Here is an 18,907-nt window from a genome sequence, read left to right as displayed (position 1 = left end):
ATAGAACTAAAAGGATAAACTTATGTCAGATACTACTATGAAATTACCACATCAAAAAGAGCTATTTGGGCATCCATCAGGCTTATATGTTTTATTTTTTACAGAAATGTGGGAACGCTTTTCTTATTATGGAATGCGAGCAATATTAGTGTTATACTTGGTAGCAAAAACTCAAGGTGAAAACTCAGGGCTAGGCTGGACCAATGGTGAAGCCTTATCTTTATATGGAACGTACACTATGTTAGTATATGTTGCTTCTATTCCTGGTGGCTGGATCGCAGATAAATTTCTTGGACAAAAGAAATCTGTACTCTATGGTGGAATACTTTTAGTTGCTGGACATAGTGTTTTGGCTATTGAAGAAATGTGGGCGTTTTATTCAGGATTAGGCCTAATTATTGCTGGTGTAGGCTTGTTAAAGCCAAATATTTCTACGATGGTTGGTGGGTTATACAAGCAAGGAGATATTAGAAGAGACAAAGGTTTTACAATTTTTTATATCGGAATTAATGTAGGTGCATTTCTATCCAGTTTAATCGTTGGTACCGTAGGAGAAGTTTATGGGTGGCATTATGGGTTTGGACTAGCCGGAATAGGAATGGCAGCAGGTTTAATTCAATATCTTTTTGGACAAAAATACTTAAAAAGCGTTGGTAACTTTCTTGGAGCCTCAGAGAATAGAGCTGATAAAGACCTAATGAACAAACCTTTAACTAAAATAGAAAAAGATAGAGTAGTTGTTTTATTACTTTCTTTTCTATTGGTTATTATATTTTGGGGAGCATTTGAACAAGCTGGAGGTTTGATGAACCTTTATGCATCAGATAAAACGGATAGAGTTTTATCTTTTTCTCTACCTTTTATAGGGAATGAAGTACCAGCATCTTGGTTTCAGTCCTTAAACGCGATGTTTATTATATTTTTAGGAACTACAGTAGCAGGATATTGGGCAAATAGAAAGTTAAAGGGGAAAATTTCTACATCCTTATTTAAAATGATACTAGGTCTAATTATCATGGGAACAGGATTCTTTTTTATGACGGCTGCTGCGGCACAATATGAAACCAATGGAGCTTCCGCGATGTATTGGTTAGTTTTAGCGTATTTGTTCCACACAGTTGGTGAGCTCTGTATTTCTCCAGTTGCTTTATCTTACATTACAAAACTAGCTCCTATAAAATACGCCTCTTTGATGATGGGTGTTTATTTTGCAATGACAGGCTTTGGTAATAAGCTAGCAGGATGGTTAGGTGAAGCTTCTGAGAATTTAGGTGAATTTGTGATTTTCACAGGAATTGCTATTTTGTGTGTTATTTTTGGTTTTGTGGTAATGTTATTCCGTAAGAGATTGGAGAAATTGACGCACGGTGCTGAAGACAATGAGCATATAATTCATGACGAAACAGAAGGTTTCGAGTTGGCAGACAACTAAAATAAAAAACAATAAAACCCTCAAAAATTAAAATTTATGAGGGTTTTTACTTTTTCAAAAAATTATTATGAGCACAACAGTTACTTCAAAAGAATTTAGTTTATTAAATCATAAACCTGCACTTTTTGTTTTGTTTTTCACAGAAATGTGGGAACGTTTTTCTTATTACGGAATGCGTGCCATTTTTGTATTATTCTTAACAGCTTCATTCTCTGATGGTGGCTGGGAATGGACCAGAGAAAGAGCCATTGGTCTTCTAACTATTTATACTAGCTCTGTTTATTTAACACCGTTAATAGGGGGTATAATTGCTGATAAATTCTTAGGGTATCAAAAAGCTGTGGCTCTAGGTGCTTTGGCAATGACATTTGGGCATCTTGCTATGTCTTTAGAAACAGAAATTACTTTATATATTGGTATAAGTCTACTAATTATAGGAAATGGATTGTTTAAACCGAATGTTACTTCTATCGTTAGTGGTTTGTATGATAAATATCCTGAACGTAAGGACGGCGCTTTTACTATTTTCTATATGGGTGTAAATGCTGGTGGATTCCTAGGTGTTCTCTTATGTGGATTTTTAGCAAGCAACCTAAGTTATTCTTGGGGCTTTGGTTTGGCTGGTATTTTTATGTTTTTAGGAACTTTACAATTTTGGTTTGGTAGAGAAATCTTTGAAAGTATTGGAGTAACTCCTTCCAAAAAAGTCGATATTTCTAATGCAACTACTGATGCTGAAATCACTGAAGAACAAGTTCCCGAAAATATTCAAAGAGATAGATATATTGTGGTTGCTATTTTGGCTTTCTTTACAGTTTTCTTTTGGGCTGCTTTTGAACAAGCAAGTGGTTCTATGAATATTTTTGCAAGAGATTATACTCAAAGGGCATTAACCGGAAACTCAGCGCTAATATTTAAAATTGTAGATGTATTAGTTTCCACAGTTCCATTGCTTATTATTTCTTGGGTTTTATTAAAGTTATTTGGACAAACATTTAAAAAAATATCTTTATCAAACATTGTATTAGGAATTAGTTTTTTAAGTATTTGGGGTATTGTAATTTGGAAACTTAATGTAATTATTCCTCAAGAAAACACAGAAATTGAAGCTTCTTGGTTTTTAATTTTAAACTCGTTATTTATCATCTTTTTAGCGCCATTATTTTCTAAATGGTGGGAAAGTAAATTCAATCCTTCTGCAGCTGTCAAGTTCGGAATTGGAATGATTCTTTTAGGAGTTGGTTTTGGAGCTTTAGCTTATGGATCTAGTGGTATTGAACAAGGAGCTAAAACAGCTTCTGTAAGTTTAATATGGTTAGTTTTGGCATATTTATTGCACACAATGGGAGAATTGTGTGTGTCGCCAGTTGGGTTATCTTATGTATCAAAATTAGTTCCAGCGAAAAAGATAGGGATGATGTTTGGTATTTGGTATTTAGTTAACTTTTTAGGAAACCTAATCGCTGGTTTAGTAGGAAGTTCTATCGATACAATAGTTGCTAAATATTCGATGTCTCATTTCTTTTTAATATTCACTGTTATTCCTGGAGTAGTCGGTTTAATCTTTTTAGTATTAAATCCACTAATCAAAAAACTAATGCATGGAATTCGATAATTTATATATTTGGCATATCAATTGCAATCAATAAAATATGAAAAAAATTATTTTTACGCTATCAATCATCGCTTTTACTATTCATCTAAAGGCACAAGAAATCAATTGGATTTCTTTAAACAAAGCTTTAGAGCTTCAGAGAAAGCAACCTAAAAAAATAATGATGGATGTTTACACCAATTGGTGCGGCCCTTGTAAGCTATTGGACAAAAAAACTTTCCAGAACGAAGATGTTGTCGCTTTTGTAAATAAAAATTATTACGCCGTTAAATTTAATGGTGAAGGAAATGATAGCATACATTATAAAGGAAACGCTTATAGCAATCCTAATTATGATAAAACAAAAGCAAACAAAAGAAATAGCTCACACGGATTTGCAAATTATATTGGAATAAGTGCGTATCCTACAATTGCTTTTTTAAATGAAGAAGGTGACTTTATAATTCCTTTAAAAGGTTTTTATGGACCACAACAATTAGAGTTCTATCTTAAAATGTTTTTAAACGATGAGCATAAAGAATTAAAAAGTCAAGAAAAATTTGACGCTTACTACAAGACTTTTAAACCAGTATTTAAAACAGATTAATCTCTGTTTATTCGTAAAACATAAGCTCCATTTTTACCTGTATAGTAAAATGGAGTTTTTTGTTTATTACAAATAATCTCCCATCTATTTACATCACTTTTATAATTGCTACCATCAGCAATAATTAGTTTCGGTTGCATCGTTTTTATCAACCTTTCCATATTTATTTTAGGTGAATACTGCAATACTACACTAAGGTTCTTCAAATTATTAAGTTGATAAACGCCCAAACTATCTACCAATAAAATATGTTGTTTCTCAAACTGAAAAATAGAAGAATTATAAGCTTTAAAGCACTGCTGTACATTTTCTCCAATTCTATAGGAAGCCATTAAATTAGACTTTTCAATTTCTAAACTATCTAAATTATGATCTACTAAAAGCTTCTCACCTGCCCTAATTCCTAACACAGAACTTCTGCTTTTTTGAAAAATTATAAATTCAGATTTTACTTTCTTTTGATGCCTTTCAAATACAAAAACAGTTTGGACTATAAGTATTGAAATCAAAAAGTAGATCATTTTTTTAGGTGATTTATCAATCAGAAAACGGATAAGAAAAATGATAAAAAGATAGGAAGCTATCATCACCAAAAATGAAAATGAAATATCTTTCAATAAAAATTGTTCTTGATGAGAAACCCAACTTACAAAATTGTTCATTTGAGTAATTACAAATCCGTAAATAGCTGCTAAAGGCTGTGGTAAAAAACCAAATAATGCAAGAGAAATAATTACAATTCCACCAATTAAAATACCTCCTAAAAAAGGAATTATGATTAAATTAGACAACCAAAACAAACTTGGAAATTGATGAAAATAGTACAAACTCAATGGTAAAATTCCGGCTTGAGCGGCAAAAGAAACTGTTAGTAATTGCCAAATTTTATCAACTATCTTAAATTTTGGTTGGTAAATTTTATACAGTTTTGGTTGTACCCAAATAATACCGAAAACAGCCAAATAACTTAATTGAAAACCTACATCAAACAAAAACATAGGTTTTAAAACCAACAAGAAAAACATGGATGAAATTAACGAAAATTCAACTACATTCTTCCGTTGAAAAGACAACCCGATTGCTAAAAAAGTAAACATAGTAACTGCTCTCACAACGGATGCCGAAAGCCCCGCAACAAAGGCGAACATCCAGAGAAATAAAACCACTAAAAGTGTCTTGAATTGTTTTCCTCTTTTTAGTCTTTCTAAAGGCTTAAAAAACCACGTTAAAATGAGTAAAATAATACCCACATGCAAACCAGAAACTGCCAAAATATGAATGGTTCCCGCTCTTGAATAATCGATAATTAATTGTTTAGAAATTTCTTTTCTTTCCCCTAACAACAGCGCATTTATTACCGCTAATTCATCTGATTTAAATTGATAATTATTCAGTGACTCTCGAACATGGTTTCTGAATTTTGCTGAAAGACCTTGTATAGAAAAACCGTGTGAACCGATTCTTTTAAACTCCTTGTTTTCTAAAAATAACTGTTGATGAATTCCTTGTTTTGCTAAATAGTCTTTGTAGTTAAATTGATGTGGATTTAATGGTGGACTTACTTTTTGAAAGACTGACTTCACATAAAGCAAATCATCAACTTCTAGCAGTTCTCTTAAACTATCTTCTTGTATATTTAACAGTACCTTACCTCTAGTTTTTATGCTATCAATCTGTACGACTTCTACTTCATATTTATCATTAAAAAGACCAGATTTTAATACTTTATCAACTCTTAAAACTATAGTAGAATTCTTTTCTGCATAATTTTGATAGTAGTCTTTATAATTTACATCATTATTAAAATAAACCGCAGAGACTCCTATCAAATAGAACAAAAGAAAAGATAAAGTAGTACTTATTTTCTTGTGATTTAAAATCACCAAAAACATCAAAAGAATAGCAATTAAAATAACTATTTTTAGAAATCCAACTTTCCAAAATTGATCGTAAAATTGCGAATAAATTCCTAAAGATAGGAGTACCACAAAGTGGAAGGGTAAATAATTAAGTAACCTTTTCATAGCGAAATAAAGTTACAAAATTATTATTAGAAAAAACTAAAGCACTTTTATTGCTTTTACAAAAGCTTTTTTCCAGTATTTTTCTAATAATGAAGAAATAATGACACCTCTAGAACTAGTAGCATGAATAAAGCGAATTTGGTCTTTTTTCTTAGAAATTATTAAACCAACATGGTTAATACTTCTTCTGCTGTTACTAGTTTTAAAAAACAACAAATCGCCTTTTTGGGTTTTACTTAAAGAAATTTTACGGCCTCTTTTTGCCATATCTCTCGAAATTCTTGGCAACTGAAAATTCTCATCTCCAAAAGCCACATAAATTACCCCAGAACAATCCATTCCTCTCTTGGTGGTGCCTCCAAATTTATATTTTACACCTTTAAATTTCAGCGCATTTCTAACAATTTTATCTGCTTTTGAAGCATTCTTTTTATTGTTTGTTCCTGCTATTTTAGATGATGAACAAGAGCTTAAAATAACAGCAAAAATAATTGACAAAAACAGCGCTTTTTTCATTGATAAATTATGCTTTTAAATTTTTAATAATCAATTTTGCTGTTTTTTCTGAAGCGCCCTTTCCTCCTAGTTTTTCCTCTAATTCAAAATATGATAAGAATAATTTTTCACGATGCTCTTTGTCTAAAATTTTAGAAAGCTCCCTTTTTAGATTTTCCTTTGTAAAATCATTTTGGATTAACTCCGTCACTAATTCTCTATCCATGATTAAATTAACCAAAGAAATAAACTTTAATGTGATAATTCTTTTTGCAATTTGATATGAAATATTTCCTCCCTTGTAACAAACTACTTGAGGCACTTTAAACAAAGCAGTTTCTAGAGTTGCAGTGCCAGAAGCTACTATTGCCGCGTTAGCAATACTTAATAAATCGTATGTTTTATTGTTGATAAAACTCACTTTCCTATCACCAATTATTTGCTGATAAAAAGAAAAATCTTGACTTGGAGCACCCGCAATTACAAATTCATATTCAGAAAAATCAGTAACTAAAGATAACATTACGGACAACATTTTTGTAATTTCTTGCTTTCTACTCCCTGGCAATAAAGCAATAATTCGCTTATCTCCTAGATTATGTGCTGTTCTAAATTGATGTGCATCAACTTGCTTTCTATCAGCAATTGCATCAATTAAAGGATGCCCAACAAAAGCCACCTCATACTCGTGTTTTTTATAAAACGCTTGCTCAAAAGGAAGAATCACAAACATTTTATCAACATCTCTTTTAATGTCTTTAATTCTGCCTGCTCTGCTTGCCCATACTTGAGGTGAAATATAATAATTGGTTTTAAAACCATGCCTTTTTGCCCATTTAGCCACCCTTAAATTAAAGCCAGAATTGTCGATGAAAATAATTACATCTGGCTGGTATTGAGCAATATCTCCTTTACAAAGTTTAATAAAACCCAGTACTTTTGTGAGGTTTTTTAATACTTCGAAAAAGCCCATAAAAGCTCTTTCTTTAAAATGACTAACTAAAGTTCCGCCAACTTTTTGCATTAAATCGCCACCCCAAAACCGAATGTCGGCATTTGTATCTTCTTTAAACAATGCCTTCATTAAATTAGCACCATGTAAATCTCCTGAAGCTTCCCCTGCAATAATGTAATATTTCATTTAGAAAAACTTTAAAATTAATGTTGTTAAGGCAATTAAAATTGTCGCCAATAAAACTCCTTTTGCTCTATTATCTTGTTTCTTTTTAATAAAAATAAAGAATACAAACAAATTAGGAATGGCGGCTAACGACAATACTTTTCCATATAAATCTCCTTCACCAATCATTTTTAAAGTATCATTAAAACTGTACTTGGAAAAATATTCTATGTAGAAAAAAATTCCTGCTGCAGTTGCAAACAGAGAAATTAAAAAACCAATAAGAATGTCTTTTTTTAAAGTTCCCAAGAGTTTAATTTTTGAATCATATGATGCGCAGTCATATCAAATTGAACAGGAACTATTGAAACATATCCATTTTCTAGGGCATATACGTCTGTATCTTGACCTTTATCTTTATTAATAAACTCGCCGGAAAGCCAATAATATTCTTTTCCAAATGGACTCTTACGTTTGTCAAAGTTCTCTTTCCAAACGCCATTTGCTTGCCTGCAAATTTTGGTGCCTTTTATCTCCTCTGCTGGCAAACTAGGAATGTTTACGTTTAAAACAATTCCTTCTGGTAGACCGTTCAATAAGGTATTTAAAGTTATATTTTTAACAAATTCTTCTGCAGGTTTAAAATCTGCATGCCATTTAAAATCTAATAATGAAAAACCAATGGCAGGAATCCCCTCTATTCCCGCTTCAACAGCAGCACTCATTGTTCCTGAATAAATAACATTTATAGAAGAATTTGCGCCATGGTTTATGCCTGAAACACATAAATCTGGTTTTTTATTCAGAATCTCACTAATTGCCATTTTTACACAATCTGCAGGAGTTCCCGAACATGTATATTCTAGCTGTGGACCGTCATCAATCGTAATAGGATTACAAGTTAATACATTATCAACCGTAATTGCGTGCCCCATTCCGCTTTGTGGACTGTCAGGAGCAACCACAACAACTTCCCCAATTTTATTCATTATTTTGATGAGCGCTCTAATTCCAGGAGCCGTAATTCCATCATCATTCGTTATTAAAATTAAAGGTTTTTCTTGCATCCTTGTTGTTTTAAATACAAATGTAATTTATTTAAACGATTTTCTTTTTAACATTTTGTAAAGAATAGAACGGTCTAAAATTATGTAACATTGTAATGGTATAATATTTATCGACAGGTGTTTTTTTTTGAGAGCATTAGAAGAACTTAAAACCATAAAAAATAGTGTCGCTTTTAAAATCGTCAAAAGATTTTTAAAAAAAAAAAAGAAATAAAAATTAAACATTTGGCACTATTTTAGTTCTAGAAAAAAAATAAAAGAGAAAATAAAGGAAAAAAGATTTATGAAAATTAAAATTAAGTTTAGTATTGCATTTTTAGCACTGGCTTTATTAGTAAACAGTTTTGCAATAAATGCATCTAATAAAAATAACGTTGCTGATCCTGAAAAAGATAAGGTGCTAATTTATGTATTAAAAAACATTTTAACGCGAGGTCATTTTGTGGTGAAAGACATGAATGATGATTTTTCTGAACAAGTTTTCAACTCTTTTGTAGATGGTTTAGACCCTAGTAAACGTTATTTTACACAAGAAGATCTTAAAGAATTCTCTCAATATAAATATGAAATTGACAATCAATTACTGCAAGACGATTTAACTTTTTACAAATTGGTGTATAATCGATTCTTAACTAAAATTAAGAATGCTAAATCTTATTACGGAGCTTTACTTGAAGAACCTTTTAACTTTAATAATAATGAAACGATTGATTTAAATTATGAAGAAATTCCATTTGCAAAAAACGATAATGAATTAGTTGATTACTGGAGAAAACAATTGAAATTACAAACACTAGGTAGAGTTCAAGAAGAAGCAGAACTTCAGAAAGAAAAAGTAAAAAAAGACAAAAAATTCAAAGTGAAATCGCTTGCTACTTTAGAAAAAGAAGCAAGAACAGAAGTTCTAAAAAACATGGATGAATTGTACATTAAAATTGAAGAATTAGAGCACGAAGATTGGTTTTCTACTTTCTTAAACTCTGTGGTTGGTGCGTTTGATCCACATACCACTTATATGGCTCCAAGAACTAAGGAGCGTTTTGATCAAAGTATGTCTGGGAAGTTAGAAGGCATTGGAGCTCGTTTGCAGAAAAAAGGAATTTATACACATATTTTTGAATTGGTTTCTGGAGGTCCTGCTTGGAAACAAGGAGATTTAGAAGCCGGTGATATTATTTTAAAAGTTGCACAGGGAGTCAATGAACCTCTAGACATTGTTGGCATGCGTTTAGATGATGCCATAAAGTTTATTAAAGGGAAAAAAGGAACTGAAGTGCGATTAACGGTCAAGAAAAAACTAGATGGTTCTATAAAGGTAATATCAATTATAAGAGATGTTGTTCAATTAGATGAAACCTTTGTAAAATCTAGCATTGTAGAGAAAAACGGTAAGAAATATGCAGTCATAGATTTGCCAAGCTTTTATATTGATTTTCAAGACCAAGCTTCTAGAGATTCAGCGAAAGACATGGAAAAAGAAATTGAGCGGTTGAAAGCGGAAAACGTTACTGGTTTAATCGTTGATTTGAGAAATAATGGTGGTGGATCTTTAAAAACTGCCATAGAAATTTCAGGATTATTTATTGATAAAGGCCCTATTGTACAAGTAAAATACAGAGGAGAAAATCCAATTATAAAAAATGATATAGATCCGCAAATTCAATGGGAAGGCTCTTTGGTTATTTTAGTGAATGAATTTTCTGCTTCCGCTTCAGAAATTTTTGCTGCTGCAATGCAAGATTATAAAAGAGCTGTTATTTTAGGAGGAAATCAAACGTATGGAAAAGGAACTGTACAAAACATTTTACCTATCAATCAATTCTATCCAAATTACGAAGAAGATTTAGGATATTTAAAAATGACTATCCAAAAATTCTATAGAGTAAATGGCGGGTCAACCCAAAAAGAAGGCGTTTATTCAGATATTGCAATGCCAAGCAGGTATAGCTATATGAAAGTAGGTGAGCGTGATTTAGAAGGTGCTTTGGCTTGGGATAAAGTGCCACAAGCAAAGTATTCTCAAACAAATTCGTACGCTAATTTTGCAGATGTTGTTTATAGTAGCAAACAAAGAATTGCTTCTAACACCAATTTTAAGTTAGTAAATAAGTACGCAAAATGGCTCAAAAAAAATCAAAAAGAAAATTCTTATTCTTTAAACTATAAAAAGTTTTATAAGGAAAGTGAAGAAAAAGAAAAAGAAGCTAACAAATTTAAATCTGTTTTCGATTACAAATCGAATCTTACCTATTTTTCTCCAAAATATGAGCAATCATTATTTAAAGACAATAAAGATTTAGCTGATAAAAGAATGGCATGGCATAAAAACTTATCAAAAGACATTTACATCTCTGAAGCTTTAAATGTTTTAAGCGAATTAAAGCTAAAAAATAAAGTAGAAATCGTTCAACATTAAAAATATAAATTATTTCAATAAAGTCCTGATATGTATGCTACACATCAGGATTTTTAATTTTTACTTATGAGTTTTCAAATAACCTTCGCCACAAAATGGTCTGACTTTGACCCTAACAGACACATGCGTCACACGGCATATAATGAGTATGCTGCAGAAGTAAGAATCCGTTATTTTGCGGCTCAAAACTTTTCTATTGAAGAATTTACCAAACACAATATTGGTCCTATTTTGTTTACGGAAGAAACCTCTTTTAGAAAAGAAATTCATTTGGGAGAAAATATAACGGTAAACATGAAACTTGCCGCGCTTTCAATGAATAATGAACGGTGGAAAATTGTGCATGAAGTTTTTAATGAAGCTGGAAAATTATCTGCGGTCATAAAAGTGTATGGCGCTTGGATTGATCTAACAAAAAGAAAACTAACTACTCCTCCAAAAGAAGCAGCCCATCTCTTTTTAAACACAGAAAAAACTTTAAATTTTGAAGAAATTCTTTTAAAATCAAAAAGTTAAATTTCCATATCAATTACAATTTTACCTTTTGTCTTTCTTTGCATCATATCTTCCAATGCTTTTGGTGCATTTTCTAAAGAATAGGTTTTATCTATATGTGGTTTTAAATCTCCTTTTGCAAACCATGCTAATAATTGTTTAATATTCTCTAGACTTTCTTTGGGTTGTTTTTGAGCAAAAGCTCCCCAAAAAACACCCACAATACTCGCCCCTTTTAATAAAGTTAAATTAATAGGAATTTTAGGGATTTCACCATTTGCAAAACCAATGACCAAATGTCTTCCTTTCCATGCAATAGCTCTTAAGGCCAATTCAGAAAAATGCCCTCCAACAGGATCATAAATTATATCAACTCCTTTTCCATTTGTCAATTCTTTTACCCTGTCTTTTAAATTTTCCTCTGTGTAATTAATGACTTCATCTGCTCCGAATTGTTTACATAAATCTAATTTTTCTCCAGAAGATGCCGCGGCAATAACTTTTGCTCCCATTAATTTTGCCAATTCTAAAGCTGTTAAACCAACGCCACCTGAAGCTCCTAAAATTAAAACAGTCTCTCCTTTTTGTAAATTTGCTCTACCTTTCAACGCATGGTAAGAGGTGCCGTAAGCTAATAAAAAAGCCGAAGCATTTACCATGGACATTCCTCTAGGCTTAGGAAAACAATCTTTAGCATTTACAATTGCTTTCTCTGCAAAACCGCCAAAGGGAATAAAGCCAACTACCTCATCTCCAACTTTTAAATGTTTTACATTTTTACCAACCTTTTCTACAAACCCCGCAACATCACTTCCGGGTGAAAAAGGAAATGATGGCTTAAATTGATATTTTCCTTGAATAATTAGCGTGTCAGGAAAATTTACACTGCATGCTTTTACAGCGATTAAAACCTGACCCTCATTTGGGTTTGGAATTTCAATTTCCCGATACCTTAAAGTATCTGGAGTTCCGAATTTATTGCAAACGATGGCTTTCATAAAAAAGTTTTCTCAAATATAAGTCTTTAAAATAAATACTTATTTCTAAATTCTTTTTTACGAAAGTCTATCTATGCACTAAAAACCTGCAAGAAAACAATAGTTAATAAATAAAATCACCATCACTTGTTATCTATAATAACAACCTTATTTGTTCTTATTGTCTGGATAATTTTCTTCTTTTTGTTTCCGACTTGAGTAAATAATATTCCATATGGTTAAACCCATATATATAGAGAATATTAAACCACCTACTATAAAAAATCCTATATTCATGTTGTTCGTCTTTGTCTAATTGCTATTGCAAATAATAGTATTGTACCTGGCCAGTGAGCTGAATATTGAGCCTCAGCAGTCATGCCTAATATACCGTACCCTACAGAGTACAATAAACAAAGGAATGCTAAAATAATTGGGTACCATTTTAAAATAAATTTTTTCATCTTTTACTAATTTGTTTTATTAATTATGAACCTAATATACAAAATATGAGAAGAATGTTTTTAAAAAAGAACCTATGATTTCATTTTAAAATAAATTTTAAACCTAATACATCTTGTATTCGTTTGTTGTGAAGCTAGTATTGGCCAGGTTTTTTTTATTGAAAATAAGATACTTTCAGTAAATAAAAATTATCGCGAGGGTCTGTCTCAGGATTAAAAAAGAATAAATTCTAACTCTTGTAATTTTAAAAATAAAATTGATTTTATATACTGCTAGCTTCAAAAAAAAAAATAGATTATAATTTAATCAACTAAAATCAACTACTTATTTAATTTAGTATTAAGTCTGATCTAATTTAAGTAAAAGGAAGGGTTTTTTTTGAATTAAAAAACCTCAACTTATTGAAAATCAATATGATGAGGTTTGTATCTGTACAGGCGGAGAGACTCGAACTCTCACACCTCGCGGCACTAGATCCTAAGTCTAGCGTGTCTACCAATTCCACCACGCCTGCAACTTTCCAATTCAGCTAAATCGGGGTGCAAATATAAACAATAGTTGCAAACTTCAAAGTAGTTCGTTATTATTTTTCTATTTTTGGTATAGAAAAAAAACATACCAAATGAACACCATTCAATCGTACATAAAAGATAATAAAAAACGATTCTTAAATGAATTAATAGAGTTACTTAAAATACCTTCTGTAAGTGCTGACTCTGCTTACAAAAAAGATGTTTTACTAACTGCAGATTTTGTACTAGAAAGTCTAAAAAAAGCAGGCTGTGAGCATGTAGAAATCTGCGAAACTCCTGGATATCCAATTATTTATGGTGAAAAAATTATTGATCCAAAACTACCAACAGTATTGGTTTATGGTCATTATGATGTGCAACCTGCAGATCCTATTGATTTATGGACCTCTCCTCCTTTTGAACCTGTTATTAAAAAAACAGCAATTCATCCAGAAGGAGCAATTTTTGCCCGTGGTGCTTGTGATGATAAAGGACAAATGTATATGCACGTAAAAGCATTGGAATATATGACGTCCACAGGAAATCTACCGTGTAATGTGAAATTCATGATCGAAGGCGAAGAGGAAGTTGGCTCAGAAGGTTTAGCTTGGTTTGTGCCAAGAAACAAAGAAAAATTAGCCAATGATGTTATTTTAATTTCTGATACTGGCATGATTGCAAACGATATTCCATCAATTACCACAGGTTTGCGTGGTTTAAGTTATGTTGAAGTAGAAGTTACAGGACCTAACAGAGATTTACATTCTGGTTTGTATGGAGGTGCAGTTGCCAATCCAATTAATATATTAACCAAAATGATTGCTTCTTTACTTGATGAAAATAATCGGATTACCATACCTGGTTTTTATGATGATGTAGAAGATCTGTCAACCGAAGAAAGAGCTGAAATGGCAAAAGCTCCTTTTTCTTTAGACAACTATCAAAAAGCTTTAGACATTGATACCGTTTATGGAGAAAAAGGATATTCTACCAATGAACGAAATGCTATTAGACCAACTTTAGATGTAAACGGAATTTGGGGAGGCTACACAGGTGAAGGCGCAAAAACAGTAATTGCTTCAAAGGCTTTTGCAAAAATCTCTATGCGTTTAGTACCAAATCAAGATTGGAAAAAAATTACCCAATTATTCAAAAATCATTTTGAAAGTATCGCGCCTAAAGCTGTAAAAGTAGTTGTAAAACCTCATCATGGAGGCCAAGGTTATGTTACACCAACAGACAATATTGCTTACCAAGCAGCAAGTAAAGCTTATGAAACTAGTTTTGGTAAAAAACCAATTCCGCAAAGAAGTGGCGGTAGTATTCCTATTGTGGCTTTATTTGAACAAGAATTAAAGAGCAAAACAATTTTAATGGGTTTTGGGTTAGATTCAGATGCAATTCACTCACCTAACGAACATTTTGGAGTTTGGAATTATTTAAAAGGGATTGAAACAATTCCATATTTTTATAAATATTTTACAGCGTTATCAAAATAAACAGCATTTAGATAAAAAAATATTTTTAATAAATTTCTAAATATATCAAAGATATAAAAGAAACATCTTTTAATTTAACTATCCCAAGGAGCATTTTATCTTAATAATTACGCAGCTAAAATAATTAATTATATTTATTTTAAAAATAAGTTATAAATTTGTCGATGAAAAAAACAAATAATTATGGGGAAAATATTTTTAGGAGCATTATTCTTTTGCTTTATAATGCAAGTAAATGCGCAAGAGTTTAATAAGTGGTCAGTAGATTTTGGAGCAGGAGTTCACCAAATTACAAAAAATATTTCTCCAAATTATGATTCTGGTAATTTTGGTTTTGGTCAAGCTAGTTTAGGGCTTAGATATATGCTTAATGAAAAATTTGGGTTTCGGCTTGGTCTAGGTTATAATGAGTTTGCAGAAGGTGAAAACAGTTTACCTTTTAGAGCTAATTATTACAGAATAAATATAGAAGGTATTGTAAATGCGGGTAATCTTTTAAATTTTAGTAGTTGGACAAAAAGATTTAATCTTTTATTTCACGCTGGTGTGGGTATGTCTACCTCTAGCACAATAAAACCTATAAATCAGGAAACTGATATTATGACTAATTTTATTTTGGGTTTGACGCCTCAATTTAAATTATCAAATCGTATTTCATTATTTTTCGACACATCCATTATATTTCATCAATTCCAACATTATACTTTTGACGGAGCTATCATACAAGAGCCAAGAATAATTAACCCTGCAATTATAAATACATCCTTAGGAGTAAATATTTCTATAGGGAAACAAAAAGAGAATGCAGATTTTTTAAAAAATGATGAAGTTATAGTTACTGACAAAATAGACGATATTGTAAAACGTTTAGATAAAGCTGAAACGGAAATAGCTACTTTAAAAACTAAAAAAGCAACGATTAACAAAGTAGAATTAGTGAAAGAATTAGACAACAGATATGCCTTAAAAGGAGAAGTTGCATCTAATAGATATGCAAATGTTGTAACGAGTTCTAATGTAGATTTGATAAGAAAATTATTAAATGATGGCTATATCAATGTTTACTTTGATGTAAATAAAAAAACTGTTCAAAAAGGTTCTTTAAATTCTGTAAATTACTTAACACAGTTTATGAAAGATAATCCAAATGTTTCAGCGCTATTAATTGGTTATGCAGATGAAACTGGAAAAGAAAAACAAAATCAAATTTTGTCTAAAAACAGAGCAAAGAGTGTGTTCGATATTTTAGTTTCTGCAGGAATTAGTGCTAATAGACTATCTTACGCAGGTGGTGGAGAAGATAAAAGTGTTACAACAAAAGCGAGACAATTTGCAAGAAAAGTTATTTTTAAAATCAACTAACGATTAATAATAGCTTATTTTTAAAATCATTAAAAAAAACCAACAAATTAATTTGTTGGTTTTTTTTAGTTCAAAGTAATACGCTACATAAATTATTTTATGATGTACGCCTTTTTAATATAATCTACCTTAGGAAATTTATCTTTTAAAAATTTATTTCCAAATTTGGTAATAGAGTCTTGTTTGTAACCTAATTCATCTCCATAACCGTTATAGAACTTCAACACATTTTCTTGACCAGCAATTACTTTTGCTACTACTGGAAAACCTGTTACACCTGAATAAGTGAGTTTATCTAATCTATGATTTTCTTTTAAGTTGATAAATATTTGATTCGATCTTGTCTTTACGCCTCCTCTGGCAAAAGAAATGGTCATAAAATCATTTTTAGCCAATACAGGTTCATCATCAATTCCTTTACTCCAACTTCCGTGTATGATGCTATCATTGTGAATGCCAAATTGAGCAACAAATTTTGGTACAACTCTGTAAATAGCGACATCTTGGTAATAGTCATTTTTTATCATTTGATATAATCTGTCTACCCCTTTTGGCGACCAAGCTCTTCGTGCAACGATATCAAAATTACCTTTCGTGGTTTCAAATCTCGCTTTAAAAGTATTTGGAGAATTTTCTTTTAACCATTTCTCCTTAAACTTCACTGTGGCGCAAGAACTTAGTAAAATAATACTGCCTACTAAAAATATTTTTTTCATCTTTAATTTCAATTGATTTAAACAAATGTAAATAAAATATTTATGAACATTTCGAAGCCACATTTGTAGAATCTAATAATTACCGCAATAAAATTATATGAGATTGAATGAAATAAAAAGTAAATTAATGTTGGAAGAAAAAAACCATAATTATTTTAAGCTAAAATGAGGAAAAAACTGGCTAAAATAAAAAAAGCGTCCCATTTCAGGGAAGCTTTCCATTGGTTAACAAAACCACGGCACTTTTTATAAAGTGCCAAACAACACAACTAATACTGTTTTAACAAAAAACAGTCTACAAATATACACTGTTTTTAACTATTCACAAATAAATATATTCTTTTTTACAATTATCTAAATTGCCTATTAATGCATTTGATTGTATCTTCGCAACCTTTAATAAACACCAGAAAATTTATACATCAAATGCAATTATCAGAACAAGAAGTTGTACGTAGAGAAAAGCTAGCAAAATTAAGAGATTTGGGAATAAACCCTTATCCTGCAGATTTATTTCCAATAAATTCTAATTCGAAAGAAATAAAAGAAAACTATATTGAAGGTAAACAGGTAGTTATTGCAGGCCGATTAATGGTTATAAATATTCAAGGAAAAGCCTCTTTTGGCCAATTGCAAGATGGTGAAGGTAGGATTCAACTTTATTTTAATAGAGATGAAATTTGTGAAGGAGAAGACAAATCTTTGTATAACAACGTTTTCAAAAAACTATTAGATTTAGGGGATTTTGTTGGAATTACAGGTACACTCTTCACTACACAAGTTGGCGAGAAAACAATCATGGTAAAAAGTTTTAAAATGCTTTCTAAGGCATTAAAGCCTTTACCGATGCCAAAAGTTAAAGATGGTGTTACATACGACGCTTTTACAGATCCAGAAATGCGTTACAGACAACGTTATGCAGATTTAGTTGTAAACCCACATGTAAAAGAAGTTTTTATAAAAAGAACGAAACTATTTAATGCTATGCGTTCGTTCTTCAACGACGCTGGTTATTTTGAAGTTGAAACACCGGTTTTGCAACCAATTCCTGGAGGTGCTGCTGCAAGGCCATTTATAACGCATCACAATTCTTTAGATATTCCTTTATATATGAGAATTGCCAATGAATTATATCTAAAAAGATTAATTGTTGGTGGTTTTGACGGGGTTTATGAATTCTCCAAAAACTTTAGAAATGAAGGAATGGATAGAACTCATAATCCTGAGTTTACAGCCATGGAAATCTATGTGTCTTACAAGGATTACAATTGGATGATGGATTTTGCTGAGCAATTGTTAGAACACTGTGCAATTGCTGTAAATGGAACATCAGAAGCTACTTTTGGGGAACATAAAATTGACTTTAAAGCGCCTTATGCAAGAGTTACGATGGCAGACTCTATAAAACATTTTACGGGCTTCGATATTATTGGAAAAACAGAAGATGAAATTAGAGAAGCTGCAAAATCAATGAATATTCCTGTTGATGAAACGATGGGAAAAGGAAAATTGATTGATGAAATTTTTGGAGAGAAATGCGAAGGAAACTACATTCAGCCAACTTTTATTACAGATTATCCGAAGGAAATGTCTCCACTTTGTAAAGAACACAGAGACAATCCGGAATTAACAGAGCGTTTCGAATTGATGGTTTGTGGTAAAGAAATTGCCAATGCATATTCTGAATTAAATGACCCAATTGATCAACGTGAGCGTTTTGAGCACCAATTAAAGTTAGCGCAAAAAGGAGATGATGAAGCTACAGAATTTATTGACGAAGATTTCTTACGTGCTTTAGAATATGGTATGCCTCCAACCTCTGGAATGGGAATTGGAATGGACAGACTAATTATGTTCTTAACTAACAATCAATCGATACAAGAAGTGCTGTTCTTCCCGCAAATGCGACCAGAGAAGCGAATCGCTTTAGATGTAGAACTCACTGTTGAGGAAAAGGACTTACTTGATATCATCACAAAAGCAGAAAAAATAGCTTTAAATTCTTTAAAAACTCAATCTGGTTTGTCTAATAAAAAATGGGATAAAACGATTAAAGGTTTAACAAAGAAAAATGTTGCAAAAGTATCTAAAACCGATGAAGGTTTGTTTGTAGAGATTTTATAAAA

General features: G+C 31.3%; 15 protein-coding genes and 1 tRNA gene. 8 read left to right on the top strand and 8 right to left on the bottom strand.

The window, feature by feature from the left end:
- The first annotated feature begins 22 nt into the window (after positions 1-22).
- The 3 genes from BLT88_RS03105 to BLT88_RS03095 all read left to right on the top strand — a co-directional run bounded on the left by BLT88_RS03105 (position 23) and on the right by BLT88_RS03095 (position 3,633).
- Positions 23-1,432 (top strand): peptide MFS transporter, encoded by a 1,410-nt coding sequence (locus BLT88_RS03105; RefSeq protein WP_091952924.1) that lies wholly within the window; start codon positions 23-25, stop codon positions 1,430-1,432.
- A 67-nt stretch (positions 1,433-1,499) separates the two neighbouring features.
- Positions 1,500-3,047, top strand: a complete 1,548-nt coding sequence (locus BLT88_RS03100; RefSeq protein ID WP_091952922.1) for a peptide MFS transporter — start codon at positions 1,500-1,502, stop codon at positions 3,045-3,047.
- 37 nt (positions 3,048-3,084) lie between these two features.
- A complete protein-coding gene (locus BLT88_RS03095) occupies positions 3,085-3,633 on the top strand; it encodes a thioredoxin family protein (RefSeq protein WP_091952921.1) in 549 nt (182 codons plus the stop codon).
- On the opposite strand, the gene BLT88_RS03090 is transcribed toward BLT88_RS03095, so the two are convergent.
- Genes BLT88_RS03090 through surE form a run of 5 tightly spaced genes read right to left on the bottom strand, consistent with a single transcriptional unit; the run spans position 3,630 to position 8,339 of the window.
- The gene (locus tag BLT88_RS03090) at positions 3,630-5,657 is read right to left on the bottom strand and encodes a ComEC/Rec2 family competence protein (RefSeq protein WP_091952919.1); all 2,028 of its coding nucleotides are present in this window, start codon (positions 5,655-5,657) and stop codon (positions 3,630-3,632) included. The two genes, BLT88_RS03095 and BLT88_RS03090, sit on opposite strands and share 4 nt — an antisense overlap.
- 36 nt (positions 5,658-5,693) lie before the next feature.
- Complete coding sequence (locus tag BLT88_RS03085; protein ID WP_368086551.1) at positions 5,694-6,155, bottom strand: C40 family peptidase; 462 nt, start codon at positions 6,153-6,155, stop codon at positions 5,694-5,696.
- 25 nt (positions 6,156-6,180) lie between these two features.
- Complete coding sequence (gene lpxB, locus BLT88_RS03080; protein WP_091952916.1) at positions 6,181-7,293, bottom strand: lipid-A-disaccharide synthase; 1,113 nt, start codon at positions 7,291-7,293, stop codon at positions 6,181-6,183.
- Entirely contained in the window at positions 7,294-7,581 is a 288-nt protein-coding gene (locus tag BLT88_RS03075; RefSeq protein WP_091952915.1) for a hypothetical protein, read from the bottom strand.
- Positions 7,569-8,339, bottom strand: a complete 771-nt coding sequence (gene surE / locus BLT88_RS03070; protein ID WP_036787520.1) for a 5'/3'-nucleotidase SurE — start codon at positions 8,337-8,339, stop codon at positions 7,569-7,571. Before surE ends, BLT88_RS03075 begins: the two co-directional genes overlap by 13 nt.
- A gap of 283 nt (positions 8,340-8,622) precedes the next feature.
- Between surE and BLT88_RS03065 the strand changes: the two genes are divergently transcribed.
- Together BLT88_RS03065 and BLT88_RS03060 are read left to right on the top strand one after the other, a co-directional pair.
- Positions 8,623-10,755: a carboxy terminal-processing peptidase gene (locus BLT88_RS03065; RefSeq protein WP_091952913.1), complete on the top strand. Its 2,133-nt coding sequence runs from the start codon at positions 8,623-8,625 to the stop codon at positions 10,753-10,755.
- Positions 10,756-10,821: 66 nt separating this feature from the next.
- Positions 10,822-11,271: a thioesterase family protein gene (locus BLT88_RS03060; protein ID WP_036787524.1), complete on the top strand. Its 450-nt coding sequence runs from the start codon at positions 10,822-10,824 to the stop codon at positions 11,269-11,271.
- Here the strand turns inward: BLT88_RS03060 and BLT88_RS03055 are convergent.
- Together BLT88_RS03055 and BLT88_RS03050 are read right to left on the bottom strand one after the other, a co-directional pair.
- Positions 11,268-12,248, bottom strand: coding sequence for an NADPH:quinone oxidoreductase family protein (locus BLT88_RS03055; RefSeq protein ID WP_091952912.1), 981 nt, complete (start codon positions 12,246-12,248; stop codon positions 11,268-11,270). The genes BLT88_RS03060 and BLT88_RS03055 overlap by 4 nt on opposite strands.
- Positions 12,249-13,124: 876 nt before the next feature.
- Positions 13,125-13,206: transfer RNA gene (locus BLT88_RS03050), tRNA-Leu, on the bottom strand.
- A gap of 108 nt (positions 13,207-13,314) precedes the next feature.
- On the opposite strand from BLT88_RS03050, the gene BLT88_RS03045 reads away from it, so the two are divergent.
- A complete protein-coding gene (locus BLT88_RS03045; protein ID WP_036787528.1) occupies positions 13,315-14,703 on the top strand; it encodes a dipeptidase in 1,389 nt (462 codons plus the stop codon).
- A gap of 183 nt (positions 14,704-14,886) precedes the next feature.
- Positions 14,887-16,065, top strand: coding sequence for an OmpA family protein (locus BLT88_RS03040; RefSeq protein WP_091952910.1), 1,179 nt, complete (start codon positions 14,887-14,889; stop codon positions 16,063-16,065).
- A 92-nt stretch (positions 16,066-16,157) separates the two neighbouring features.
- Here the strand turns inward: BLT88_RS03040 and BLT88_RS03035 are convergent, their stop codons facing one another.
- Positions 16,158-16,781, bottom strand: coding sequence for a peptidylprolyl isomerase (locus BLT88_RS03035; RefSeq protein ID WP_036787532.1), 624 nt, complete (start codon positions 16,779-16,781; stop codon positions 16,158-16,160).
- A gap of 426 nt (positions 16,782-17,207) precedes the next feature.
- Here BLT88_RS03035 and lysS point away from each other — a divergent pair, with 426 nt between their 5' ends.
- The gene (gene lysS, locus BLT88_RS03030; RefSeq protein WP_036788340.1) at positions 17,208-18,905 is read left to right on the top strand and encodes a lysine--tRNA ligase; all 1,698 of its coding nucleotides are present in this window, start codon (positions 17,208-17,210) and stop codon (positions 18,903-18,905) included.
- Positions 18,906-18,907 lie beyond the last annotated feature (2 nt).

It is taken from the genome of Polaribacter sp. Hel1_33_78 (assembly GCF_900106075.1).
In the GTDB taxonomy this organism is placed as follows: Bacteria; Bacteroidota; Bacteroidia; order Flavobacteriales; family Flavobacteriaceae; genus Polaribacter.
This window is presented reverse-complemented; position numbering and strand designations above follow the sequence as displayed.

Coding starts and splice junctions, on each gene's coding strand:
- BLT88_RS03095 (WP_091952921.1), top strand. CDS start 3,085: ATGAAAAAAATTATTTTTACGCTATCAATCATCGCTTTTACTATTCAT.
- BLT88_RS03100 (WP_091952922.1), top strand. CDS start 1,500: ATGAGCACAACAGTTACTTCAAAAGAATTTAGTTTATTAAATCATAAA.
- BLT88_RS03040 (WP_091952910.1), top strand. CDS start 14,887: ATGGGGAAAATATTTTTAGGAGCATTATTCTTTTGCTTTATAATGCAA.
- BLT88_RS03045 (WP_036787528.1), top strand. CDS start 13,315: ATGAACACCATTCAATCGTACATAAAAGATAATAAAAAACGATTCTTA.
- BLT88_RS03055 (WP_091952912.1), bottom strand. CDS start 12,248: ATGAAAGCCATCGTTTGCAATAAATTCGGAACTCCAGATACTTTAAGG.
- lpxB (WP_091952916.1), bottom strand. CDS start 7,293: ATGAAATATTACATTATTGCAGGGGAAGCTTCAGGAGATTTACATGGT.
- BLT88_RS03065 (WP_091952913.1), top strand. CDS start 8,623: ATGAAAATTAAAATTAAGTTTAGTATTGCATTTTTAGCACTGGCTTTA.
- lysS (WP_036788340.1), top strand. CDS start 17,208: ATGCAATTATCAGAACAAGAAGTTGTACGTAGAGAAAAGCTAGCAAAA.
- surE (WP_036787520.1), bottom strand. CDS start 8,339: ATGCAAGAAAAACCTTTAATTTTAATAACGAATGATGATGGAATTACG.
- BLT88_RS03105 (WP_091952924.1), top strand. CDS start 23: ATGTCAGATACTACTATGAAATTACCACATCAAAAAGAGCTATTTGGG.
- BLT88_RS03035 (WP_036787532.1), bottom strand. CDS start 16,781: ATGAAAAAAATATTTTTAGTAGGCAGTATTATTTTACTAAGTTCTTGC.
- BLT88_RS03060 (WP_036787524.1), top strand. CDS start 10,822: ATGAGTTTTCAAATAACCTTCGCCACAAAATGGTCTGACTTTGACCCT.
- BLT88_RS03090 (WP_091952919.1), bottom strand. CDS start 5,657: ATGAAAAGGTTACTTAATTATTTACCCTTCCACTTTGTGGTACTCCTA.